Annotated in this window: 20 protein-coding genes and 5 tRNA genes; 14 read left to right on the top strand and 11 right to left on the bottom strand. The window is 73.3% G+C overall.

From position 1 onward, the window contains the following. The first annotated feature begins 23 nt into the window (after positions 1-23). From BMY40_RS25345 to BMY40_RS25325, 5 genes are read left to right on the top strand one after another with little or no spacing between them, the layout of a single operon-like run. Positions 24-1,151 carry an MCE family protein gene (locus BMY40_RS25345; RefSeq protein WP_093663141.1) on the top strand — a complete coding sequence of 376 codons (1,128 nt, stop codon included), beginning with the start codon at positions 24-26 and terminating at the stop codon, positions 1,149-1,151. Continuing rightward, the gene (locus tag BMY40_RS25340) at positions 1,148-2,566 is read left to right on the top strand and encodes an MCE family protein (protein WP_093663111.1); all 1,419 of its coding nucleotides are present in this window, start codon (positions 1,148-1,150) and stop codon (positions 2,564-2,566) included. The genes BMY40_RS25345 and BMY40_RS25340 overlap by 4 nt, the downstream gene beginning before the upstream one ends. Beyond that, positions 2,563-3,870 carry an MCE family protein gene (locus tag BMY40_RS25335; RefSeq protein ID WP_093663110.1) on the top strand — a complete coding sequence of 436 codons (1,308 nt, stop codon included), beginning with the start codon at positions 2,563-2,565 and terminating at the stop codon, positions 3,868-3,870. Before BMY40_RS25340 ends, BMY40_RS25335 begins: the two co-directional genes overlap by 4 nt. Continuing rightward, entirely contained in the window at positions 3,867-4,397 is a 531-nt protein-coding gene (locus BMY40_RS25330; protein ID WP_093663109.1) for a hypothetical protein, read from the top strand. The genes BMY40_RS25335 and BMY40_RS25330 overlap by 4 nt, the downstream gene beginning before the upstream one ends. Positions 4,398-4,432: 35 nt before the next feature. Beyond that, a complete protein-coding gene (locus BMY40_RS25325; RefSeq protein ID WP_093663108.1) occupies positions 4,433-5,215 on the top strand; it encodes a hypothetical protein in 783 nt (260 codons plus the stop codon). Positions 5,216-5,261: 46 nt separating this feature from the next. Here BMY40_RS25325 and BMY40_RS28165 read toward each other — a convergent pair whose 3' ends face one another. From BMY40_RS28165 to BMY40_RS25290, 8 genes are all read right to left on the bottom strand, one after another. After that, a complete protein-coding gene (locus tag BMY40_RS28165; RefSeq protein WP_177214130.1) occupies positions 5,262-5,423 on the bottom strand; it encodes a hypothetical protein in 162 nt (53 codons plus the stop codon). 69 nt (positions 5,424-5,492) lie between these two features. Then, entirely contained in the window at positions 5,493-5,849 is a 357-nt protein-coding gene (locus BMY40_RS25320; protein ID WP_093663107.1) for a PRC-barrel domain-containing protein, read from the bottom strand. Between the two features lie 247 nt (positions 5,850-6,096). Then, positions 6,097-6,169 (bottom strand) — tRNA-Lys (locus tag BMY40_RS25315). A 208-nt stretch (positions 6,170-6,377) separates the two neighbouring features. Further along, entirely contained in the window at positions 6,378-8,369 is a 1,992-nt protein-coding gene (locus tag BMY40_RS25310; protein ID WP_093663106.1) for a DEAD/DEAH box helicase, read from the bottom strand. A gap of 251 nt (positions 8,370-8,620) precedes the next feature. Next, positions 8,621-9,394, bottom strand: a complete 774-nt coding sequence (locus BMY40_RS28160; protein WP_093663105.1) for a hypothetical protein — start codon at positions 9,392-9,394, stop codon at positions 8,621-8,623. Positions 9,395-9,448: 54 nt separating this feature from the next. Further along, positions 9,449-9,823: a fluoride efflux transporter CrcB gene (gene crcB / locus BMY40_RS25300; protein ID WP_093663140.1), complete on the bottom strand. Its 375-nt coding sequence runs from the start codon at positions 9,821-9,823 to the stop codon at positions 9,449-9,451. Beyond that, positions 9,820-10,341, bottom strand: coding sequence for a FluC/FEX family fluoride channel (locus BMY40_RS25295; protein ID WP_177214129.1), 522 nt, complete (start codon positions 10,339-10,341; stop codon positions 9,820-9,822). Before BMY40_RS25295 ends, crcB begins: the two co-directional genes overlap by 4 nt. After that, the gene (locus BMY40_RS25290) at positions 10,338-10,700 is read right to left on the bottom strand and encodes a metallopeptidase family protein (protein ID WP_218158319.1); all 363 of its coding nucleotides are present in this window, start codon (positions 10,698-10,700) and stop codon (positions 10,338-10,340) included. The genes BMY40_RS25295 and BMY40_RS25290 overlap by 4 nt, the downstream gene beginning before the upstream one ends. A gap of 141 nt (positions 10,701-10,841) precedes the next feature. On the opposite strand from BMY40_RS25290, the gene BMY40_RS25285 reads away from it, so the two are divergent. From BMY40_RS25285 to BMY40_RS25265, 5 genes are all read left to right on the top strand, one after another. Then, entirely contained in the window at positions 10,842-12,509 is a 1,668-nt protein-coding gene (locus BMY40_RS25285) for a metallophosphoesterase family protein (RefSeq protein WP_093663103.1), read from the top strand. A gap of 114 nt (positions 12,510-12,623) precedes the next feature. Further along, positions 12,624-12,696: transfer RNA gene (locus BMY40_RS25280), tRNA-Glu, on the top strand. Between the two features lie 38 nt (positions 12,697-12,734). Further along, a tRNA-Asp gene (locus BMY40_RS25275) sits at positions 12,735-12,809 on the top strand. Positions 12,810-12,813: 4 nt separating this feature from the next. Beyond that, positions 12,814-12,887 (top strand) — tRNA-Phe (locus BMY40_RS25270). Positions 12,888-13,096: 209 nt separating this feature from the next. Continuing rightward, positions 13,097-13,639, top strand: a complete 543-nt coding sequence (locus tag BMY40_RS25265) for a DUF2087 domain-containing protein (protein ID WP_093663102.1) — start codon at positions 13,097-13,099, stop codon at positions 13,637-13,639. A 25-nt stretch (positions 13,640-13,664) separates the two neighbouring features. Here the strand turns inward: BMY40_RS25265 and BMY40_RS25260 are convergent, their stop codons facing one another. Then, positions 13,665-14,867 (bottom strand): DUF3533 domain-containing protein, encoded by a 1,203-nt coding sequence (locus tag BMY40_RS25260; protein ID WP_093663101.1) that lies wholly within the window; start codon positions 14,865-14,867, stop codon positions 13,665-13,667. A gap of 106 nt (positions 14,868-14,973) precedes the next feature. On the opposite strand from BMY40_RS25260, the gene hrpA reads away from it, so the two are divergent. The 3 genes from hrpA (at position 14,974) to BMY40_RS28800 (ending at position 19,602) form a co-directional block, all read left to right on the top strand. After that, positions 14,974-19,020: an ATP-dependent RNA helicase HrpA gene (gene hrpA / locus BMY40_RS25255; protein ID WP_093663100.1), complete on the top strand. Its 4,047-nt coding sequence runs from the start codon at positions 14,974-14,976 to the stop codon at positions 19,018-19,020. Positions 19,021-19,113: 93 nt separating this feature from the next. Next, positions 19,114-19,188 (top strand) — tRNA-Asp (locus BMY40_RS25250). Positions 19,189-19,320: 132 nt separating this feature from the next. After that, complete coding sequence (locus BMY40_RS28800) at positions 19,321-19,602, top strand: DUF6274 family protein (RefSeq protein WP_093663099.1); 282 nt, start codon at positions 19,321-19,323, stop codon at positions 19,600-19,602. A gap of 631 nt (positions 19,603-20,233) precedes the next feature. Here BMY40_RS28800 and bldC read toward each other — a convergent pair. Then, positions 20,234-20,440, bottom strand: a complete 207-nt coding sequence (gene bldC, locus BMY40_RS25240; protein WP_020869672.1) for a developmental transcriptional regulator BldC — start codon at positions 20,438-20,440, stop codon at positions 20,234-20,236. A gap of 511 nt (positions 20,441-20,951) precedes the next feature. Next, complete coding sequence (locus tag BMY40_RS25235) at positions 20,952-21,812, bottom strand: DUF8083 family protein (protein ID WP_093663098.1); 861 nt, start codon at positions 21,810-21,812, stop codon at positions 20,952-20,954. A 203-nt stretch (positions 21,813-22,015) separates the two neighbouring features. On the opposite strand from BMY40_RS25235, the gene BMY40_RS25230 reads away from it, so the two are divergent. Next, entirely contained in the window at positions 22,016-23,188 is a 1,173-nt protein-coding gene (locus tag BMY40_RS25230; protein WP_425443168.1) for a Leu/Phe/Val dehydrogenase, read from the top strand. Positions 23,189-23,272: the final 84 nt, after the last annotated feature.

Genomic DNA, 23,272 nt, shown 5'->3' with positions numbered 1-23,272 from the left:
CACGCCGGCCGGCCGCGCGCCGCCTGGCGCTCGTCCTGGCCCTGGCGGTCCTGGCCGGAGCGGCCGTCGTGCTGTGGCCCCGGCAGGACGACCTTCGGATCACCGCCTACTTCCCGCGCACGGTCGGCATCTACCCCGGCTCCGACGTGCGCGTCCTGGGCGTACGCGTCGGCGAGGTCACCGAGATCACCCCGCAGGGCGACCGGGTCCGCGTCCGGCTGGAGCTGCCGGCCGACCGCAGGATCCCGGCGGACGCCAAGGCCGCGATCATCAACTCCTCGGTGGTCAGCGACCGTTACGTCCAGCTCCTGCCGGTCTACCGCAAGGGCCCGGCGCTGGAGGACGGCGCGGTCATCCCCGAGGAGCGCACGGCCGTGCCCGTCGAACTCGACCGCGTCTACGAGAGCCTGCACACCACCGCCGAGGCGCTCGGCCCCGAGGGGGCCAACGAGGACGGCTCGCTCTCCCGGCTGCTGGGAGTGAGCGCCGACACTCTGGACGGCCAGGGGGAGAGGATCCACCAGACCGTCGAGGACCTCTCCGAGGCCGTCACCACCCTCTCCGACGGCCGCGGGGACCTGTTCGACACCGTGCGCGGCCTCCAGGTGTTCACCTCGGCGCTGGCGGACGACGACGACAGCGTCCGGGCCTTCAACGACAGCCTGGCCGACGTCGCCGACCAGCTCGCCGGCGAGCGCAAGGACCTGGGGAAGGCCATCAGGCACCTGGCGGCCGCGATGGCGGACGTGTCCGCCTTCGTCCGGGACAACGAGAAGTCGATCACCTCCAATGTGAAGGGGCTGAGCAAGGTCACCCGCATCATGGTCGAACAGCGCGCCGCCCTGGAGGAGTTCGTCGACGTCGCCCCCGCCGGGCTCTCCAACCTGGACCTCGCCTACAACCCGGCCTCCGGCACCCTCGACACCCGGAACAACCCGCACTTCCCGCAGGACCCCGCCTCCCTGCTGTGCTCGCTGCTCAGGACCGCCGGCGAGGACGGCCGGGCGGGGAAGGACTGCGCGGACATCCGCGAGCTGTTCGACTCCCTTCCCGAACTGCCCGACTCGGCAAGGCCGTTGGGCGACGGACCTGCGGCGGGGGCGCCCGGCATCGACCGGACGCTCGGCGGAATCCTGGAGGCCCGGGCATGAGCGCGCACCCGTACGGCTCCGCGTCCCGCCGTCCCGCGCTCCGCAGTCCCGCGCTCGGCCGCCCCGCGCCCCGCCGTCCCTTGCTCCGCCGTCCCCTGCCGGGGGCAGCCCTGCTGGGGGCCCTGTCGGGATCGCTGCTGCTGTCCGGCTGCGGCTTCGGCGGGCTGCACGACGTACCGCTGCCCGGCGGCGCCGCCACGGGCGACGACGCGTACCGCGTGACCGTCGAGTTCCGGGACGTCATGGACCTGGTGCCGCAGTCCTCGGTCAAGGTCAACGACGTCACGGTGGGCGCGGTCGAGAAGGTGGAGCTCGACGGCTGGAAGGCCCGGGTGCGGCTGCGGATCTCCGACTCGGTGAAGCTGCCGGGCAACGCCGTCGCCGAGCTCCGCCAGACCAGCATCCTCGGCGAGAAGTACGTCTCCCTGTCCGCGCCGCCGGCCGGCGTGGAGCCGGCGGGCAGGCTCGGCGACGGCGACCGCGTCCCGCTGTCCCGCAGCGACCGCCACCCGGAGATCGAGGAAGTGCTGTCCGCCCTGTCGGCGCTGCTCAACGGCGGCGGCGTGGCCCAGCTCAAGACGATCACCAAGGAGCTGAACAGCACGCTGGACGGCCGCGAGGACCGTATCAAGGCCCTGCTGGAGGAACTGGACACCTTCATCGGCGGCCTCGACGACCAGCGCGACGAGATCGTCCGCGCGATCGAGGGCATCGACCGGCTGTCGAAGAGGCTGAGGAAGGAGGAGAAGACGATCGGGAAGGCCCTGGACGACATCCCTCCCGCCCTGGAGGTCCTGGCCGACCAGCGCGGCGACCTGACGAAGATGCTGCGCGCCCTGTCCAGGCTCGGCACCGCCGGCACCAGGGTGATCAACGCCTCGCAGGACGACCTGGTGGCCAACCTGCGCCATCTGCGGCCGATCCTCAAGCAGTTGAACGCGGCGGGCGACGATCTGCCCAACGCCCTGGAGCTGATGACGACCTATCCCTTCCCCCGCAACGTCGTGGACTCCATCCGGGGCGACTACGTCAATCTGGAGGTCACCGCCGACCTCGACCTCAAGAGCCTCTACGGCAACCTGGACGACGGCCCCGGCGACCCGCGGACCCCCCGCCCGCCCGAGGAGCCGCCCGCCATCCCGGAGCCGCCGGGCGTACCCGAACTGCCGGACGTGCCCGGGCTCCCCGAAGTCCCCGGCACCCCGGACGTCCCCGACGTCCCCGGGCTGCCCGAGCCCCCCGGCGGAGAGCCGGACGGGGATCCGGACGGGGGCGGCGGCCCGCTGTGCCCGCCGGTCTGCACGGGCAGCCCCGCCGCGTACCACGCCCCCGCCCCGCTCCACGCCGACGCGTACCGCGCCGACGGCGTGGACCGGGCGCTCGCGGACCTGATGACGAAGGGGATCTGGGGATGATCACTCGTACCGTCAAGACGCAACTGGCCGCGTTCGCCGCCATCACCGCCGTCGGCGTCTCCTACGTCGGCGCCGAGTACGCCGGGCTGGCCGACCGCCTCCTGGACCGCGGCTACACCGTGCGGGCCGAGTTCGCCGAGTCCGGCGGCATCTTCAGCGGCGCCGAGGTCACCTACCGCGGCGTCCCCGTGGGCCGTGTGGGAGAACTGCGGCTGTCCGGCTCCGAAGGCGTCTCGGTGGAGCTGCGCATGGAGGACGGCCCGCGCATCCCGGCCGACACCCTCGCCGTGGTGGCCAACCGCTCCGCCATCGGCGAGCAGTTCGTGGACCTCCAGCCCCGCACCCGCGGCGGCCCGGTCCTGCGCGACGGCAGCACGATCCCCCGCGGCGACACCCGGGTGCCGCTGCCCACGACGGACATGGTCCTCAGCCTCGACCGGCTGGTCGCCTCCGTCGACCGGCGGGACCTGCGGGTGACCGTCCACGAACTGGGCGACGCCTTCGCCGGCACCGGCCCGCACCTGAGCCGCCTGGTGGACTCGGGCGACAAGCTGATCGGCTCGGCGGACGACGCCCTCCCGCAGACGGTGAAGCTGATCGAGGACTCCCGCACCGCCCTGAAGACCCAGACGGACAAGGGCTCGTCGATCAAGTCCTTCTCCCGGGACCTGGCCGACCTCACCGCCCAGCTCAAGGCCAGCGACGGCGACTTCCGCAAGCTGCTGGGCGGCGGCACGTCCGCCGCCCGCGAACTGGACTCGCTGCTGAAGGACAACCGCTCCGCCCTGCCGGTGCTGCTCGGCAACCTGATCAGCGGAGCCCAGATCGGTGTCGCCCGGCTCCCGGCCATCGAGCAGACGCTCGTCACCTTCCCCGCCGTGGTCGCCGGCAGCTCCACCGTGGTACCCGGCGACGGCACCATCCACTTCGGCATGGTGCTCAACGCCGACCAGCCGCCGTCGTGCCGCCAGGGCTACGAGGGCACCCGGTGGCGCGACCCCTCCGACACCGGCCACCGCCCGGCGAACACCTCGGCCCGCTGCACGGCCCCGCGCGGCGGCGAGACGTCGGTGCGCGGCGCCCAGAACGCGCCCCGCCCGTCCGGCTCATCCTCCACGTCCCAGTCCCGTTCCCCCTCCCAGTCCCCGTCCGGCGCCCCGTCGTACGTCACCCCCTACGACCCCGAGACCGGCCTGGCCGCCGCGCCCGGCGGCCAGGTGGTCCGGATCGGCGCCACCGGCGGGGCGCAGAGCCTGTTCGGAAAGGACTCCTGGCAATGGCTGCTCGTAGGACCCGTGGCATGACCGCCCGGCTGTCCGCCGCCCGCGCGGCGCTGCACTCCCTCACCGTGCGGCGCGGCAGGCTCCTGCTCACGGTGCTCACCGCCCTCGCCGTCCTGCTGACGGGCCTGGCCTCCTACTTCGGCCTCCAGCTCTACCAGCGGCACCAGGAGGACAGGCGCCACCGCGACGTGCTGGCGGCGGCCCGGCAGATGACCGTCAACTTCACCTCGATCGACTACCGGCACTACGAGCGGGACGGCGAGAACGTCCTGAAGGGCGCCACCGGCGACTTCAGGGAGCAGTTCGCCGCGCAGACCGAGGAGCTGACGAAGCTGGTGGCCGAGAACAAGTCGGTCTCGAAGGGCCATGTCCTGGAGGCCGGTGTCGTCCGCGCCGACGAGCGCTCCGCCCGCGTCCTGGTGGTGGCCGACAGCAGGGTCACCAACACTGCCGCCCCCGAGGGCCAGGTACGCAACTACCGCCTGCAGCTCGACCTCGTGCACGAGGACGGGCGGTGGCTGACCTCCGACATCGAGTTCGTCGGCTGAGCCGGCCGCACACCGCACCAGCGAGGAGGACCACCATGGCGAAACCGACTCTCCGGCACCGCTCCGTCACCGCCGCCGCCACCCGCGCCGCGGCCAGACGCGCCGAGCGGGCGCGGGCGGACGCGGAGCGTACGGAGCGTACGGAGCGCACCGAGCGTACGGACCGCGCGGGGCGTACGGGGCGCGCGGACCGCGCCGAGCGCACCCGGCCGGGGGTGCTCCGGCCGGCCCGCGCGGAGGCGCGCCGCCGGGACCCCGGTGAGAAGCCGGGGAAGCCCGGAACCGGAAGCACACCCGCGGCGGCCGGACCGGCCCCCCGCCGCGGGCGCCTCCTCGCGGTCCTGGCGCTCCTCGTCCTGACCGCCATGGCCGCCTCCGCCGTCCTCGGCCTGCGCCACCGGGAGGCCGAACTCACCCACCAGGCACGCTCGGAAGCCCTGGCCGCGGCCCGCAAGGCGGCGCCGGTGATCCTCTCGTACCACCACAAGCGCCTGGACCGCGACTTCGCGGCGGCCCGCAAGCACCTCACCGGCTCCTTCCGCGACGAGTACGAGAGGACGACCGCCAAGGTGGTCGCGCCGACGGCCGAGAAGTACAAGGGGATCGTCAAGGCGACGGTCGCCGGGCCCGAGGGCGGCGCCCCGGCGGCGTCCGTCGTCTCCTCCTCGCCGGACAGGGTGGTCGTGCTGCTCTTCGTCAACCAGGTCACCGAGAGCACTCAGGTCTCCGGCGGCTCCCGGCTGGACCTCAACCGCGTCCGCATGACCCTCACCCGCACATCCCAGGGCTGGAAGGTGAGCGCGGTCGACGCCCTGTAGCCCGGCCGTCCCTGTGGCCGCCCCAGCGGCCGTCTCAGCGGCCGTCTCAGCGGCCTGCGCGTCGGCGGGAGCGCTGCAGGGAGGCGACGAGAACCGCGATCACCAGGACCGCGACACCGATGAACAGCAGGTAGAGCAGTCCCTCCACCACCGCGCCGAGCACCCCCAGAACGGCCGCGACGAGGAGCAGGAAGAGGAAGAGCGCCATGTCGTCTGTGCCTCCTTCGCACCGTCTTCACCATCGTCCGGCCGTCAGGCGATCCGGCCGTCAGGCCGTTCAGCCGCGTGCCAGCCGCCGCTCGCCCGCGGAACCCGGGCGGTAGTCGATTCCGTAGTGCCTGAAGATCGGCTCCTCCTCCTCGGCCGGCAGCACGTCGTCGGTGCCGATGGAGGGAGCCTTCTTCACCAGTGCCTTGTCGTAGCGGACCCTGATGTAGTCCGGCCCGGCGACCGCCTCGTCCAGGGGCACGAACACCAGGCGCTGGCGGGTGGGCAGCCCGGTCCGGACGGTGGCCATGGCGGGCTCGTCGGTCGCCGTGTCGGTGTAAACGGCCTCCAGCGGGCCGACCTTGTGCCCCGTCGCGTCGACGACGTCGCGGCCGCGCCACTCGCGGATGTCTGCTGGACGGATCATCGCTCAGCTCCCTGGGCGGAGTCGGCCTCCGAAGCCGCCGCACCAACGGCGCCCCGGCTCCGAGCCCATGCTACGCCGAAGTGACTTTTCCGGCACGAGGGAGCTTTTCCCCCTCAATGATCCCGGGCAGCAGGGGAGGACGCGGAACCTCCCGGGAGACGGCGGGAGAAAGGAGAAGCGCCCCGGCCGATCGAACGGCCGGGGCGCCGAACCCGCCTGCCGGGTCCGCCGCGGCAGACCCGGTGAGTAGGCCGTGTGGGACTCGAACCCACAACCAATGGATTAAAAGTCCACTGCTCTGCCAATTGAGCTAACGGCCCGCCCCCGAAGCATAGCCCGGAGAGGCGCCGCGCTTCGAAGGCATTGGCACAGTGTGACGGCACGTCGCGTCGTATCCGCGCCCGGACGGCCGGGCGCACCCGGACGAGTGGGCGCGGAACCGGAAGGGAAACCGGACCCGGAACCGGAAGGGGCCCGCTCCGAAGCGGTGCTTCGGAGCGGGCCCCGGGTTCTTCCGGCCGTCAGGCGTCAGCCGTTGCGCTTCCAGCGCGGCTTGTCCGCACGGCGGTCGAACGAGCGGCCGCCGCCGCGGTGGTCGCCGCCCTGGTGCCCACCGCCCTGGTAGCCGCCACCCTGGTAGCCGCCACCCTGGTAGCCGCCACCCTGGTAGCCGCCGCCGCGGTGGTCGTCACGGCGGCCGTACGGGCGGCGGTCGTCACGGTCGCGGTCGCGGTTGAAGGGACGGCGGTCGTCGCGGTCCCGGTTGAACGGGCGGTCGCCGCCGCCGCGGTGGCCGAACTCGCGCCGGTCGTTGTCCCGGCGGAAGCCGCCCCGGTCGTCACGGCGGTCGCGGTTGAACGGACGGCGCTCGTCGCGGTCGCCGCGGTCGTCGCGCCGGTCCCGGTTGAACGGGCGCCGGTCGCCGCGGTCGTCACGGCGGTCGTCGCGGTCGCGGTCACGGCCGTACGGGCGGCGGTCGTCGCGGTCGCGGCGGAAGTTGCCCCGCTCGTCGCGGCGCTCGTACGACCGCTCCTCGCGCGCCCGGCGCGCCTCGGCCTCGGCCTTCGCCTCCGCCGCGTCGGCCTCGGCGGTGAACTCGGCCACCGCCGCCTCGGTCGCCTCGGCGACCGCGGCAACGGCCGCCTCCGGGTCGTCGCCCCGCTCGCGGGCGGCGCGCGCCGACAGCTTGTCGGCCTCCTCGCGCAGCTCGGCGGCGCGGCGCTGCGCGCGCTCGAGCTGCCGGGTGATCTCCGCCACCTCGCGCTCGGCCTGCTTGGCGGCGTTCAGCGCCGACTCGGCCTGCACCTCGGTCAGCGACCGGGCGCCGGTGATCTCCACCACGTCCTCGTCGAAGGCGTCGCCGCGGCCGATGACGTGGCGCGAGGCGTCCACGCCCGCGTCCTCCATCAGCCGGAAGATCTGCCGCCGCTGGTGCGGCAGCGCCAGCGAGACGACCGTGCCGGAGCGGCCCGCGCGGGCGGTGCGGCCGGAGCGGTGCAGGTAGTCCTTGTGGTCGCCGGCCGGGTCCACGTTGAGCACCAGGTCGATGTCGTCGACGTGGATGCCGCGCGCGGCGACGTCGGTGGCGACCAGCACGTTGACGCGGCCGTCCTTGAAGTCGGCCAGCGTCCGGGTGCGCAGGCCCTGCGTCATGCCGCCGTGCAGCGCGTCCGCCCGCACGCCCGCCTCGCGCAGCTGCTCGGCCACGCGGTCGGCGCCGAGCTGGGTGCGGACGAAGACGATGGTGCGGCCCTTGCGCGCGGCGATGGCGGCGGTGACCGGCGCCTTGTCGCGCGGCTTCACGATCAGCACGTGGTGGCTCATCGTCGTGACCGCGCCCTGGGCGGCGTCCACCTCGTGGTGGACGGGGTCGACGAGGTAGCGGCGCACCAGGGTGTCGATCTCGTTCTCCAGCGTGGCGGAGAACAGCATCCGCTGGCCGCCGGCCGGCACCAGGTCGAGCAGCTCGGTGACCTCGGGCAGGAAGCCCAGGTCGGCCATCTGGTCGGCCTCGTCCAGGATCGCGGTCTCCACGTCGTCCAGCGAGCAGGCGCCGCGGTTGATCAGGTCGCGCAGCCGGCCCGGGGTGGCGACGAGGACGTCGACGCCGCGCTCCAGGGCGGAGATCTGGTTGCCCATCGAGGTGCCGCCGCAGACGACCTTCAGCTTCAGGCCGAGGACGTCGCCGTACGGCTGGAGCGCGTCGCTGACCTGCATGGCCAGCTCACGGGTGGGGGTGAGGATGACGCCGCGGGGGCGCTTGCGCTCGGTGCGCCCGCCGGCCAGGCGGGCCAGCAGCGGCAGGCCGAAGCTGAGCGTCTTGCCGGAGCCGGTGCGGCCGCGGCCGAGGACGTCCTTGCCCTCCAGCGCGTCCGGGATGGTCGCGGCCTGGATCGGGAACGGGACGGTGACGCCGTTGTGCGCGAGCTTGCGGACGATCTCGCCGGGCAGGCCGAGGTCGGCGAACGTGGTCGTCGGCTCGTCCTCGGGCAGGACGACGTCGGGGGTGGTCACAGACATGCGGAAACAAACCTCTCGGAGTCACATGGCACGCGCCCGCAACTCCGTGTTTTCGCATAAGACCGCCTCGATGCGGTCAGCCACGGCTCAGGTGAGGAACGCGCCACACGGCGCGCTACTGATTCACGGCGCCGGGCAAATGGGAGCAAACGATCTGCCACCATACGACCTCCCCTCCCCGAGCGCAAATCTCTTGTCCGCGCTGCCGATGGGACGGGAGGAACGGCGGTGGCGACCGCCTGGGGTGAAGTCTACCGGTCCACGGAGCCGAGACGTTCGCCTGAGTCCTGCGGGCCGCCGGATCCGTGGATGTCGTACGAGGAGTGAACGACGGACGGCCCCCCGTTCATTCCGTACCGCTCCGACAACCCGGGAAGCCCCTCCGCTCCGGCGTCCGCCCCCTCGCCGGGGCCGTCCTCCGCACCACCGCCCCCGCCGTCGCCGTCACCCCCGCCGGCACCTCCGCCGCCTCCGCCGCTCCCCTGCGACGGGGTGGGCTCGGCGGTCGGGGTCGTGGGGTCCGCGGGCGGCGGCGCGGCCGTGCGCGAGGGGGTGGCCGGGGCGGTCGTCCGCCCCCCGCCGGTGCCCGAACTCGCCGACGGGGAGGGCTTCTTCGGGCGCGGAGCGCCCGCCGACGGGGCGGCGGAGGACGGCGAGGGGGAGGAGGACGACGGGCCGGACGCCCGCTTCGAGGGCCCGTCCTCGCCGCCGCCCCGGCCCTTCCGCCCGCTCTGCCCTCCGTGCCCCGCTCCCCGCTCCCCGCCTCCGCCGCGCGGGGCCACCGCACTGCCCGGCCGCGGGTCGCCGGCGTCCCTGGAGACCCGGTGCCCGGCCGGCTGCCGCCGGTCGCCCTCCCCCTCGCCACCGGAGGAGCCGACCGTCATGCAGCCGCTGAGGGTGGCCAGCAGCAGGGCACCGGCGGCCGTACGGACGCCGGTGCGGGCGTCCGTACGAGCGGGCCCGCGGGCGGGCCCGCGGGCGGGCTCGCGGATGGGTTCACGGCGGACGGGGCGGGACGGGCGCACGGGCGGCACCTCCGGGAGGCGGGGGTCGGGCGGGCTCCCCCTGCCCAACTCCCGTCAGCCCGACAGGTAACGCGTCAGCTCCAGACCCGCCCACACCGCCCCCAGGGCGACCGGCGGCGTGACGGCCGCGTTCACCAGCGCCGCCCGCCCGTGACCGCGTTCGGCCAGCCGCAGCGTCTCGTAGGAGAAGGTCGAGTACGTCGTCAGCGCGCCGCACAGCCCCGTACCGAGCAGCGCGGCGGCCCCCGGCCCCGCCGCCCCCGCCTCGACGGCCCCGGTCACCAGACCCAGCAGCAGGCTGCCGGCGGCGTTGACGGTGAGGGTGCCCCTGGGGAGGACCGACTCGTGCCGCGACTGCACCGCGCGGTCCACCGAGTACCGCAGGCACGCGCCCGCCGCGCCGCCGAGCGCCACCAGGAGCCAGCTCACCGCGCCACCGCCGCCCGGGTCGCGGCGGTGGCCGCCCACACGGCGCCGAGGGCGGCGGCCAGGGTGGCGCCCAGGTACAGCAGCGCGGCGCCCACGGCGCCCTCCTCCAGCAGCCGTACGGCGTCGAGCGCGTACGCGGAGACGGTGGTGAAGCCGCCCAGGACCCCCGTGCCCAGGAAGGGCCGAGCCAGCGGATGGCGCGGCCGCGCCCCGCCGGGCCCCCTCCCGTCGGATGCCCTCCCGCCGGGCTCCTCCAGCAGCGCCATCAGCACGCCGATCAGCGCGCACCCGGCGGCGTTGACGGCGAGGACGGACCAGGGGAAGCCGCCGGGCGCCACGGGCCACAGCAGCGTCAGGCCGTAACGGGCACAGGCGCCGAGCGCACCGCCCGCCGCGACGGCGGCGAGGACGGCCACCGCGTGCGCCCCGGCGGTCTCGGCGCGGTGGGCGGGTACGCGCAGATCGACGTCGGGGTCGGTCACCCCGCCGTCCGGGGCCTCCCCCGGAGCTCCGCTCACGCGTATCCCAGGTCGTGCAGCCGCTCGTCGTCGATGCCGAAGTGGTGGGCGATCTCGTGCACCACGGTGATCTCCACCTCCTCGACGACCATCTGCCGGTCGCCGCCGTCGCGCTCGCACATCCGCAGGGTCGGCCCGCGGTAGACGGTGATGCGGTCCGGCAGGACGCCCGCGTACCACTCGCCGCGCTCGGTCAGCGGCGTGCCCTCGTAGAGCCCGAGCAGTTCGGGATCCTCGGCGGGCGGCTCGTCCTCCACGAACACCGCCACGTTGTCCATGAGCCGCGTCAGCTCCGGCGGGATCCGGTCGAGCGCCTCGGCCACCAGTTCCTCGAACTCCTCGCGCGTCATCTCCAGCACGCGCCCATTGTCCGCCACGGCGCGCGGGCGGCGCACGAAGCAGTGCGCGAAGCGGTGCACGGAGCGGCGTACCGGGCAGCCGCCGCACGGACGCCGGGCGGCCGCCGCATAGTCGCCACCCGGACGGGCATATGGCACGGCATGAGCCGAGAACCCCTCCGGCCGCTCCGGGCTCCCGCCCGCTGGGCCGCAGCCGTTCCCCGTGCTCTGCGGCGCCGCTTCCGGGCGCACCGGCCCGCGCCGGTGTACTCCCTGAGCCACACCCCCCACCCGTACGCCCGCGCGCTCGCGCTGGCCGCCGTCACACTGCTCGGCGCCTGGCTGGGACTGCTCGTCGTGGGCAGCGTGAAGACCACCGTGGGACCGGTGGACACCCGGATGTCGCTGCGCCCCTCGCTGTCCGGGGGCACCGAGATCAGCGTGCCGCCGCTGGGCGCGCTCGAACTGGACAGCCACCTCGCACCGCTCGCTCTTGACGTCGACATCGACCAGCTCAACCCCGAACGCGCCCAGGCACTGATAGACCGCCCGGAGCGGATCAGCGGCCTGGAGGAGCAGATCACCCGCGATGTGCAGTCCGGCACACGGGACCTGGCGGTGAAGGCCTCCGTCGCGGCGGTCGCCGGCGCCACGGCACTCGGCCTGGCCGTCTACCGGCGCCCGCGGCGCGCGCTCGCGGCGGGCGGCCTCGCGCTCGCGCTCCTGGCTGCCTCCGGCGCGAGCGCCTACGCGACGTGGAACCCGAAGTCGCTGCTGGAGCCGAAGTTCTCCGGACTGCTGGCCAGCGCCCCGAGCGTGGTGGGCAACGCGCGCAGCATCGTCACCGAGTTCGACGTCTACCAGCAGGAACTGGCGCGCCTGGTCACCAACGTCACCAAGCTCTACGACGCCACGTCCACGCTCCCCGCCTACCAGCCGGACCCCAGCACCATCCGCGTGCTGCACGTCTCCGACATCCACCTCAACCCGGCCGCGTGGCACATCATCAGATCGCTGGTCGAGCAGTACGACATCGACGTGATCATCGACGCGGGCGACACCATGGACCACGGCACCGCCGCCGAGAACGGCTTCCTGGACCCGGTCGAGGACCTCGGCGCGCCGTACGTGTGGGTGCGCGGCAACCACGACTCGCGCACCACCCAGAAGTACATCGAGGAGCTGGACAACACCCACGTCCTGGACGACGGGAAGCCGGTGACCGTGGGCGGCCTGCGGATCGCGGGCATCGGCGACCCGCAGTTCACCCCGGACCGCTCGGTGGTCGCCGAGGGCGACCCGGCCGAGCGCGCCGCGGGCCGGAAGCTGTCCGCGGCCCTGCGCAAGAGCGCGGAGGCGGACAGGCCGGTGCACATCGCCGTCGCGCACAACCCGGTGGCGGCCCAGCAGACGGACGGCGACGTGCCCCTGGTGCTGGCCGGCCACGTCCACCGGCGGGAGGCCCGGGTGATGGAGGAGGGCACCCGGCTGATGATCGAGGGCTCCACGGGCGGCGGCGGGCTGCGGGCCGTGGAGGGCGACGAGCCGCAGAAGGTGATGACCTCGGTGCTCTACCTGGACCGGGACACCAAGCGGCTCCAGGCGTGGGACGAGATCACCCTGGGCGGCCTGGGCCTGACGACGGCCGAGGTCAGCCGCCACCTGCCGGAGGAGGTGGAGCCGGGCGGCTCCCCGTCCCCGTCCCCGTCTCCGTCACCGTCTCCGTCACCGTCCGGCTCTCCGTCCGAGTCCCCCTCCGGCTCGCCCTCCCCGGCACCGTCCCCGTCCCGGTCACCGTCCGGGGAGCCCGCGGGACAGCCCGCCGGTTAGCCCGCCGGACGGCCCGCCCGGGCCCCGCCGGAAATCCGTTTTGGCGATCCGTCCCGCCATCCCATATGCTTCTCACGTCCCCGACGCGCTGAGAAGCGCCCAGGTGGGCCATCAGCCCTCATCGTCTAGTGGCCCAGGACGCCGCCCTTTCAAGGCGGTAGCACGGGTTCGAATCCCGTTGGGGGCACGCACAACCTGTGCGAGACTAGTGCTCGTGCATCGCTTGGTCCTGTGGAGCAGTTTGGAGTGCTCGCCACCCTGTCAAGGTGGAGGCCGCGGGTTCAAATCCCGTCAGGACCGCTGCGGCTGGGTAGCTCAGTTGGTACGAGCGTCCGCCTGAAAAGCGGAAGGTCGCCGGTTCGACCCCGGCCCCAGCCACCGCAGGTGAAAGCCCCGATCCGGGTCTCCGGAGCGGGGCTTTCACCGTTCCCGGGCCAATCCGTACGCCGGCGGCCCGGCATCCACCCGGTGAGCGCCCGGCGTCCCTCACCCGCTCGGACGGCAGGCGGCGGGGTGGGCTTCCGCGCGTGCCGCCGCCGCCGGAAAACCGGAGGCGGTGCGGGGCGGGCCGGTGGCAGGGTGGGGCCATGACGTCTGGAGATCTCGCGGGACTGTTCGCCGAACCGCAGCGGCTGCGCGCCTTCGCCGCACTGGTGCTGGGGGCCGGAAGCGTGCCGGAGGTGGCCGCGTCCGCCGGGCTGTCCGTGCGCGAGGCCGCGGTCGCCGTGCGGCGGCTGCGGGACGGCGGGCTCGTCGCCGGGGGAGACGGAGGGGACGGGAACGGCGGGCTGCGCGTCGAGGCCGGGCGGTTCCGGGAGCTCGCCCGCGCCCGGAGCGCGGAGAGGAGCAGGGAGAGCGGGGAGGCGGAGGCCGCCGGGGAGCCGCTCCACCGGTCCGTACGAGGCGGGCGCATCGTCCGTCTGCCGGCCAGGAAGGGCAGGCGGCTGCCGGTCCTGGAGCATGTGGTGGAGCGCTCCTTCGAGACCGGCCGGGTCTACGGCGAGCGCGAGGTGGACGACCGGCTGCGCACGTGGTGCGAGGGCGGGGGCACCGACCATGTGACGGTGCGGCGCTATCTGATCGACGAGTGCCTGCTCAGGCGCGAGGACGGCCGGTACTGGCGTCCCTGAGCGGGCGCCGCGGGCCGCGGGCCGGTCAGGAGCCGCCGTCCCTGCCGCCCGGGTGCCGGTGGCGCCGGATCCAGAAGACGGCGCAGGAGACGACCGCCCAGGCGGCCAGCACCAGGTAGGGCTGCACATGCAGGTGGTCGGGGAAGTAGACGGCCGTGTGCTGGGCGTTGACGGAGGCCCCCGGCGGGAGCCAGCGGCCGACGGTGCCCAGCAGTGAGGGCAGCAGGGGCCAGGAGACCGCTCCACCGGAGGAGGGGTTGCCGATGAGGACCATCAGACCCCAGGTGGGGAGCATGGCCCAGCGCCCGATCAGCGCCTGGAACATGGTGAAGACCATGCCCGAGGTGAACATGGTCAGGGCGAGGACCATCCAGGAGTGGACGAAGGGGAAGTCGACCGCGTTCAGCAGCCAGTCCACGGCCGCGGCGATGGCGAAGCCGCCGAGCAGCGAGTAGGCGGCCGTGAAGGCGATCCGCTCGGAGGGGTTCAGGTCCCTGGCGTGGACGCTCATCTGGATGGCCCCGATGAAGCCGGTGACCACCGCCGCGAGGGTGACGTAGAAGAGGGCCAGGCCGCGCGGGTCGCCCGGGTCCAGCGGTTTGGCGTCGCGCACCGCCACCCGCAGCCCGGTCTCCTCGCCCACCGAGCGGGCGGCCTCGGTCAGCAGCTCGGCGACGGAGGCTCCCGAGGCGCTGGAGACCTCCAGCACCGGCTGCTCCCGGTCGGGGCCGGCGGGGATGCGCAGCACGGCGAAGACCCGCTGCGACTCCAGGGCCTCGCCCGCCGCCGCGGCGGTGGGGTACTCGTGCAGTTCCAGGGAGGAGCGCAGGTCCTCGCCCACGGCGTCGGCGAAGGCCTCCGCCCGCTCCCGGTGGGCCGCGGCGCTCTCGGTGGCGCCGACGACCGCGACGGGGATGCGGCGCGGGGTGGGGTCGGCCATGGCGTAGGTGTACGAGCCGGCGAAGAGCCCGGCCGCGACGGCGATGAGCAGCGACAGCACGGTGGCGGGCAGGAAGGGCGACTCCCTGAAGCGCCGCCACCGTCCGGCGGCGCCCCCGCTTCGGCGGCCCTCTCCGGTTCCCCGCCCGGCGCGGGCATCATGAGAGCCGTGCGCGGTGCGCGAGCCGTCGGGGCCGCCCGAGTCGTCGGGGCGGCCGGTACGGGCGGGGCCGTCGGGACCTTCGGGACCGTCGGGGCCTTCGGGGAGGGGGTGGCGCCGGTCGCTCATGCGCTCACCCTAGACAGTCATTTCGCCCACAACACCGCACACCGGTCACGAGGAGCGGTGAATTGATTCGCCCGGCACTCGGTGCGGGTGCGATCCTGGAGGCCGTATGTCCACTGTGTCTGATCCCAGCCTCCCCGCCGTCCTGGAACGACTGCCCGAGCTGATGCTGCGCGACCAGCAGCGGCTCGGCCGCCGACTGGAGGGCGCCCGCCGCATCCGCAAGCCGGAGGCGCGGCGCGCCGTGCTCGCGGAGATCGCCGCCGAGGTCGAGCGCGCCGAGCTGCGCGTGGCCGCCCGGCGGGACGCCGTGCCGGCGATCGACTACCCCGAGCAGCTCCCCGTCAGCCAGAAGAAGGACGAGATCCTCGAGGCGATCCGCGACAACCAGGTCGTGATCGTCGCGGGCGAGACCGGCTCCGGCAAGACCACCCAGATCCCCAAGATCTGCCTGGAGCTCGGGCGCGGGGTGAAGGGGCTGATCGGGCACACCCAGCCGCGCCGGATCGCGGCCCGCACGGTGGCCGAGCGCGTCGCCGAGGAGCTGCGCACCCCGCTGGGCGAGGCGGTGGGCTGGAAGGTCCGCTTCACCGACCAGGTGGGCGAGGACACCCTGGTCAAGCTGATGACGGACGGCATCCTGCTGGCCGAGATCCAGACCGACCGCGAGCTGCGCCGGTACGACACGATCATCATCGACGAGGCGCACGAGCGCAGTCTCAACATCGACTTCCTGCTGGGCTACCTCGCCCGGCTCCTCCCCCGCCGCCCGGACCTCAAGGTCGTCATCACCTCCGCGACGATCGACCCCGAGCGCTTCTCCCGCCACTTCGGCGACGCCCCGATCGTCGAGGTGTCCGGCCGTACGTACCCGGTGGAGGTCCGCTACCGGCCGCTGCTGGAGGAAGAGGGGGACAACCCCGACCGGGACCAGGTCACCGCCATCTGCGAGGCGGTCGACGAGCTCCAGGCCGAGGGGCCGGGCGACATCCTGGTCTTCCTCTCCGGCGAGCGGGAGATCCGCGACGCCGCCGACGCGCTGAACAAGCGGAATCTGCGCTCGACCGAGGTGCTGCCGCTGTACGCGCGGCTGTCGCACGCCGAGCAGCACCGGGTGTTCCAGAAACACGGCGGGCGGCGGATCGTGCTGGCCACCAACGTCGCCGAGACGTCGCTGACCGTCCCCGGCATCAAGTACGTCATCGACACCGGCACCGCCCGCATCTCCCGCTACAGCCACCGCACCAAGGTCCAGCGGCTGCCGATCGAGCCGGTCTCGCAGGCCAGCGCCAACCAGCGCAAGGGCCGCTGCGGCCGCACCTCGGACGGCATCTGCATCCGGCTGTACTCCGAGGAGGACTTCCTCTCCCGCCCGGAGTTCACCGACCCGGAGATCCTGCGCACCAACCTGGCCTCCGTCATCCTGCAGATGACCGCCGCCGGGCTCGGCGACATCGAGCGCTTCCCCTTCATCGACCCGCCGGACCACCGCAGCATCAAGGCCGGTGTGCAGCTGCTGGAGGAGCTGGGCGCGCTCGACCCCAAGCAGAAGGACCCGCGCAAGCGCCTGACGGAGACGGGCCGGAAGCTGGCGCAGTTCCCCGTCGACCCGCGGCTGGCGCGGATGGTGCTGGAGGCCGACCGCAACGGCTGCGTCCGCGAGGTCATGGTGATCGCCGCGGCGCTGTCCATCCAGGATCCGCGCGAACGCCCCGCCGACAAGCAGCAGCAGGCCGACCAGCAGCACGCACGGTTCCGCGACGAGAACAGCGACTTCCTCGCCCTGCTCAACCTGTGGCGTTACGTGCGCGAGCGGCAGAAGGAGCTGTCCTCCTCGGCCTTCCGCCGCATGTGCAGGTCCGAGTTCCTCAACTACCTGCGCATACGCGAGTGGCAGGACATCTACGTCCAGCTCCGCCAGGTGGCCAAGTCCATGGGCGTCCACATGAACGACCAGGACGCGGACGCCGACCGCGTCCACCAGTCGCTGCTGGCGGGCCTGCTGTCGCACATCGGGCTCAAGGACGTCAAGGAGAGCGGGAAGAACTCCCCGGGGGAGAGCGGGAGGGAGAGCGCGAAGGGCAACGAGTACCTGGGTGCGCGCAGCGCCAGGTTCGCCGTCTTCCCCGGCTCCGCGCTGTTCAGGAAGCCGCCGCGCTGGATCATGTCGGCCGAGCTGGTGGAGACCTCGCGGCTGTGGGCGCGGGTCAACGCGAAGATCGACCCGGACTGGATCGAGCCGCTCGCCGGCCACCTGGTCAAGCGCACCTACAGCGAGCCGCACTGGGAGCAGAAGCAGGCGGCGGTGATGGCCTACGAGAAGGTGACGCTGTACGGCGTGCCCGTCGTGGCCCAGCGCAAGGTGAACTACGGGCGCATCGATCCGGAGACCTGCCGCGAGCTGTTCATCCGCAACGCCCTGGTGGAGGGCGACTGGCGCACCCACCACCGGTTCTTCCACGACAACCGCAGGCTGCTGGGCGAGGTGGAGGAGCTGGAGCACCGGGCCCGCCGCCGCGACATCCTCGTCGACGACGAGACGCTGTTCGACTTCTACGACCGGCGCATCCCCGAACACGTCGTCTCCGGGGCGCACTTCGACTCCTGGTGGAAGCGCAGGCGCCAGGAGGAGCCGGACCTGCTCAACTTCGAGAAGTCCATGCTCATCAACGAGCGGGCCGGGCGGGTCACCAAGGACGACTACCCCGACACCTGGCGCCAGGGCAGGCTGAGGTTCCGGGTGACGTACCAGTTCGAGCCGGGCGCGGACGCCGACGGCGTCACCGTCCACATCCCCCTCCAGGTGCTCAACCAGGCCGCCTCCGAGGGCTTCGACTGGCAGATCCCGGGGCTCCGCGCGGATCTGGTCACCGAGCTGATCCGCTCGCTGCCCAAGCCGATCCGCCGCAACTACGTCCCCGCCCCCGACTACGCCCGGCGCTTCCTGGACACCGTCGCCGGGCAGGACGGCGGCATCCCGGAGGGCACGCTGAACCAGCCCCTGACGGCCGTGCTGGCGCGGGAGCTGACGCGGATGACGGGGGTGCGGGTGGCCCCGGACGACTTCGACCTCTCCAAGGTCCCCGACCACCTGAAGATCACCTTCCGGGTCGTGGACGAGCGCCGCCGCAAGGTGTCCGGCGACGCCGAGAGCAAGGACCTGGAGGAGCTGAGGGACGCCCTGCGGCCGCGCACCCGGGCCGCGCTGTCCAAGGCGTTCGACTCCGCCCGCGAGAAGGGCGGTGAGGGCTCCGGCGCCGGCCTGGAGCAGCGCACCGGGCTGACCTCCTGGACCATCGGCGCCCTGCCGCGCACCTTCGAGACCCGGCGGGCCGGCCAGCCGGTCAAGGCGTACCCGGCGCTGGTGGACGACGGCGGCTCGGTGTCCGTGAGGCTCTTCGACACCGAGGACGAGCAGCGCGAGGCGATGTGGCGCGGCACGCGCCGCCTGATCCTGCTCAACCTCCCCTCCAATCCGGCCAAGTTCGCCCAGTCCAAGCTCACCAACCAGGACAGGCTCTCCCTCGCCGCCTCCCCGCACGGCAGCGTCCAGGCGCTGTTCGACGACTGCGTGACGGCCGCCGCCGACCGGCTGATCGCGGCGCACGGCGGCCCGGCCTGGGACGAGGAGGGCTTCCGCAAGCTCTTCGACGCCGTGCGCGCCGACATCACCGACGCGACGGTGGCGACGGTGCGGCAGGTGCGCGAGGTGCTCGCCGCCTGGCAGTCGTGCGAGCGGCGGATGAAGTCGCCCCCGCTGTCGGTCAGTCCGACGCTGGCGCCGAACCTCGCGGATGTGCGGCAGCAGCTGACGGAGCTGGTCGGCCCGGGCTTCGTGACCGCCCACGGGGCCCGGCGCCTGCCGGACCTGCTGCGCTATCTGACGGCCGTGGACCGCCGTCTCCAGCAGCTCCCGACCAATGCCGACCGGGACCGCGCCCGGATGGCGAAGGCGAAGGAGATGCGGGACGAGTACGAGTGGCTGCTGGAGCAGTTCCCGCCGGGGCGGCCGGTGCCGCGGGAGGCCCGGGAGATCCGCTGGATGATCGAGGAACTGCGGGTCAGCTACTTCGCGCACGCCCTGGGCACGGCGTATCCGGTCTCGGACAAGCGCATCGTGAAGGCGGTGGACGCGGCGGCGCCGGCGGCCCGGTAGCGGGAGCGGCACTCTGGGTGAGTTCGCTTTGCGCCCCTGAGCTGCTGTAGAGTCCTTCTCGCAGCTCGGGGAGCGCCCCGGCTGCGGCTTCCAGGTCCTGTGGAGCAGTTTGGAGTGCTCGCCACCCTGTCAAGGTGGAGGCCGCGGGTTCAAATCCCGTCAGGACCGCATCGAGTGGCCCGGATCCCCAGCGGATCCGGGCCACTGGCCGTTTTGCGCGCTCCCGGACGTCCCGGGCGCGCAGGCGGTCTTGACGGCTCCTCAGGCCGCGGGTACCCCTGCTACAGGGAGGTGGGCGCGATGCCGACGACTCCGGAGTATCCGCGGCACGAGACACGGGCCCTGCTGCGGGCCCATCTGTCCGCCGCGACCCGTTACGGCCACGCCACCCGGCACTGCCCGGTCTGCCACCGGCTGCAGCGGCTGGCGATGGAGCCGGCGGGCGAGCCTCCCGGCGGACCGTCCGCGGCCCCTTCCTCCGTCCCGCGCCCGGAACCGCCCGCACCGCTCGTGCGGCCCGGACAGGGCCTCGAGCCGCCTCGTCGGACCCGGCCGGGCCCGACGGGGCCCGACGGCGCCTGAGCGGACCTGACGGGCCCTCCGGTCGCGGCACCGCCCGCGCGACCGGGCTGCGGCCCTGCGGCGCACGAGCGGCGGCCGGGCGCGCACCGGCACCCGGCCGAAGGTCCGATTACCGGGCGTCGTACGCTTATTTCCCATTACCGTACGGTAGTTGGGGCAGGCAAGACCCATGCCATGTGACGGGAGTCACCGAATCGGTTGATCAGAGGAAGGAATTCAACCCCTTCCTACATCGGGTAAATTTAATATGTGCAATTGCACTGCATCCGAGCGCCCCTCCCGATGCTTCCGCACGCCCCCCGCCCGGGGCCCCGCGGACGGGCCTCGCAGGGCCCTCCGGGCGTCTCCCGCACCCCCGTGACCCCTCCGGCCGGCGGCGGCGGACCGGGCGCGGAGCAGGGCCGGCTGGAACACGGCAGGGCCCCTTGCCCGGAACGGGTTCCGGGCAAGGGGCCCTGCGGCGCGACGACGACGCGAAGAAGCGAGGGGGTACGCGGAGATCGCGCTGGACCCGGCGGAGTCCAGCGCGATCGACGTTCAGGCCGCATGGGGGAACACCGGCCCGAAAGGTGGTACAGAGTCGGGCGGCGAAGCGGGATGGGGGCCCGTCACGCCCGATTCACGGGGTTGTTCAACCCTCGCTGCGCTGCTGCGGGATGCCCGCGAGCAGAGCGCGCACCTCCGCCTCGCGGTAGCGGCGGTGCCCTCCGAGCGTGCGGATGGACGTGAGCTTGCCTGCCTTGGCCCAGCGCGTGACCGTCTTCGGGTCCACACGGAACATGGTGGCAACCTCAGCCGGGGTCAGCAGCGGCTCGGCATCAGGGGTGCGAGCGGTCATGAGCGGCCTCCTCGGGAGAACCGAACCATCACGGTTCTTTCCTCTAAATTCTGCACCTTGACCCGCGTTGCCCGAAATGGCGGACGCGGGCCGAGTCGGTTATAGGACGAACGGCTTGTCCTCGGCACTACAACTACACCATCTGTCCAGCCACGTCGGCCAAACCGACGGAATTGCCCTCTCAGGTGTCCAACCTCGACGGAAGCCGATGGACCGTGTCATAACGGACGGTCACGCCATCGTGACGATCGGTTACAACGTGAGCGGACCTCTCCAGCCCCCTGGAAAGGAGCGCAATACCGATGGATCCGACCTTAGTTGGACGGATGAAGCCCCCTCCGGACTCCTTGTCCTATTTTGGCACGAGAGGTGCCCTTCAGGGCAAGACCCCGGTAAGTGCGGTCGGTCACCTTGAAGCGCCCTCGGTGCGAAGGTCCGGAACGGACAGGAACGAACCGGTTCGCGGCGCACGGGGCGACCCGATGCCCCGGGGCCGCGCCCGCGGAACGCCTCAACTGGCCAGCCCGCGGTGCCGTACCGCCCGCCAGCGCTCGGTCAGCCGCTCGTAGACCGCGCTCGCGCGCTCGCCGTCGCCCTCCCGCAGCGCCGCCAGCCCCTCCGCGGTGTCGGCCGCGGAGTGGTCCGAGGCCAGCTGCTCCTCCGGGATGGTATACACCAGTCCGCCGTAGTCCAGCTCCACCATCGACCGCGGGTGGAACTCCTCCAGCCAGCGCCCGACGTCCACCAGCCCGTCGACCAGCGGGCTGTCCTCCAGCTCCTCGCGCAGCACCTTCAGCGCGCGCGCCACCCGCCGCCGCGCCTGCACCATCGGGGTGCGGTAGCGCAGGACGAGCCCCTCCCCCGCGCCGCCGGCGCCGCCGCCCGCCCCCTTGCCGTACTCGCGCTCCTCGTCCGCGAAGAGCACGAACCAGCGCACCGGCACGTGCCAGGTCGCCGAGCGGATCCACGGCCGGGCGTCCGGATTCCGCTCCCGCCAGCGGTCGTAGTCCGCCGCCGCCTCGCGCCGCACCACCGGCGGCACCGCCGCGTCCAGCACCGGCGCCGGCAGCTCGTCGCCGAGTCCGGCCAGCGCCTGCCAGCCCCGCAGCCTGGTCCGCCAGGGGCAGACGCACAGCACCCCGTCCACCTCGGCCACGAAGGCGTCCGCGCTCTCACGCACCGGCACCACCACGGGCGGCACCGGCACCAGGTCCGCCAGCGACCGGCGCAGCTCGTCCTGCGCCCCCGGCAGGCTCCCGCGGCGGGCGTAGCGGGCCCAGTGGGAGCGCTCCGGCTCGGGAAAGGCGGCCAGCGGCTCGTAGACCCGCAGGTAGGACGCGTACGGGACGGCCACCGGAGTAGTGAGGGCCAAGGGATTCTTCCTCCCGGAACAGCGGGCCGAGGGGGCGGACAACGGCAGTTCAATACCCTGATCGTGGCACCGCAACTGCACACCCGTACTCCCGGGGGCCGTCAGGCCGTACCCTCATGCCAACCGGCCCGCCCCGCGTCCCCCCGCCACAAGCGGGAGGATGCTGGAAAGGCACCCCTCCGCGACATACAGGAGTCACCACCGTGACTGACGTACGTCCCGCCGTCAGCGTCGACGGACACCGAGACGGCTCAGAGAGCGCCGTGAGCGCGCAGCACACCACCGGTTCGGTCCTGCACACCCTGTTCCACTCCGAGCAGGGCGGGCATGAGCAGGTCGTCCTCTGCCAGGACCGCGAGACCGGCCTGAAGGCGGTCATCGCCATCCACTCCACGGCCCTGGGCCCGGCCCTGGGCGGCACCCGCTTCCACGCGTACGCCTCCGAGGAGGACCCGGAGGAGGCCGCCGTCAGGGACGCGCTCAACCTCGCCCGCGGCATGTCGTACAAGAACGCGCTCGCCGGGCTGGACCACGGCGGCGGCAAGGCCGTGATCATCGGTGACCCCGGGCAGCACAAGACCGAGGCCCTGCTGGAGGCCTACGGCCGCTTCGTCGCCTCCCTCGGCGGCCGCTACGTCACCGCCTGCGACGTCGGCACCTACGTCCAGGACATGGACGTGGTCTCGCGCACCTGCCGCTGGACGACCGGCCGCTCCCCCGAGAACGGCGGCGCCGGCGACTCCTCCGTGCTCACCGCCTTCGGCGTCTACCAGGGCATGCGCGCCAGTGCGAAGCACCTGTGGGGCGACGCCTCGCTGCGCGGGCGGAAGGTCGGCGTCGCGGGCGTCGGCAAGGTCGGCCGCCATCTGGTGGGCCACCTGCTCGACGAGGGCGCCGAGGTCCTGGTCACGGACGTGCGCCCCGAGGCGGTCGAGCACATCACGGCCGCGCACCCGGAGGTGACGGCGGTCGCCGACACCGACGCGCTGATCCGCACCGAGGGCCTGGACGTGTACGCGCCCTGCGCGCTCGGCGGCGCCCTGAACGACGAGACGGTCGCCGTGCTCACCGCGAAGGTGGTCTGCGGCGCGGCCAACAACCAGCTCGCCCACCCCGGCGTCGAGAAGGACCTCGCCGACCGGGGCGTCCTCTACGCGCCCGACTACGTGGTGAACTCCGGCGGCGTGATCCAGGTCGCGGACGAGCTCCACGGCTTCGACTTCGCACGCGCGAAGGCGAAGGCCGAGAGGATCCACGACACCACGCTGGCGATCTTCGAGCGCGCCGCGGCCGACGGCGTGCCGCCCGCGGTGGCGGCCGACCGCATCGCCGAGCAGCGGATGGCCGAGGCCCGCAGGGCCGGCGGCGGGAACTGACCCGCGCCGCCGGCCCGGTGTTTCTGACCCAGCGTCCACGAGGGTTTCACCCTCGGTGACGGGTGGTGGGGGAGACATCCCTCA

It is taken from the genome of Streptomyces radiopugnans, from assembly GCF_900110735.1.
Classification (GTDB): domain Bacteria; phylum Actinomycetota; class Actinomycetes; order Streptomycetales; family Streptomycetaceae; genus Streptomyces; species Streptomyces radiopugnans.
This window is presented reverse-complemented; position numbering and strand designations above follow the sequence as displayed.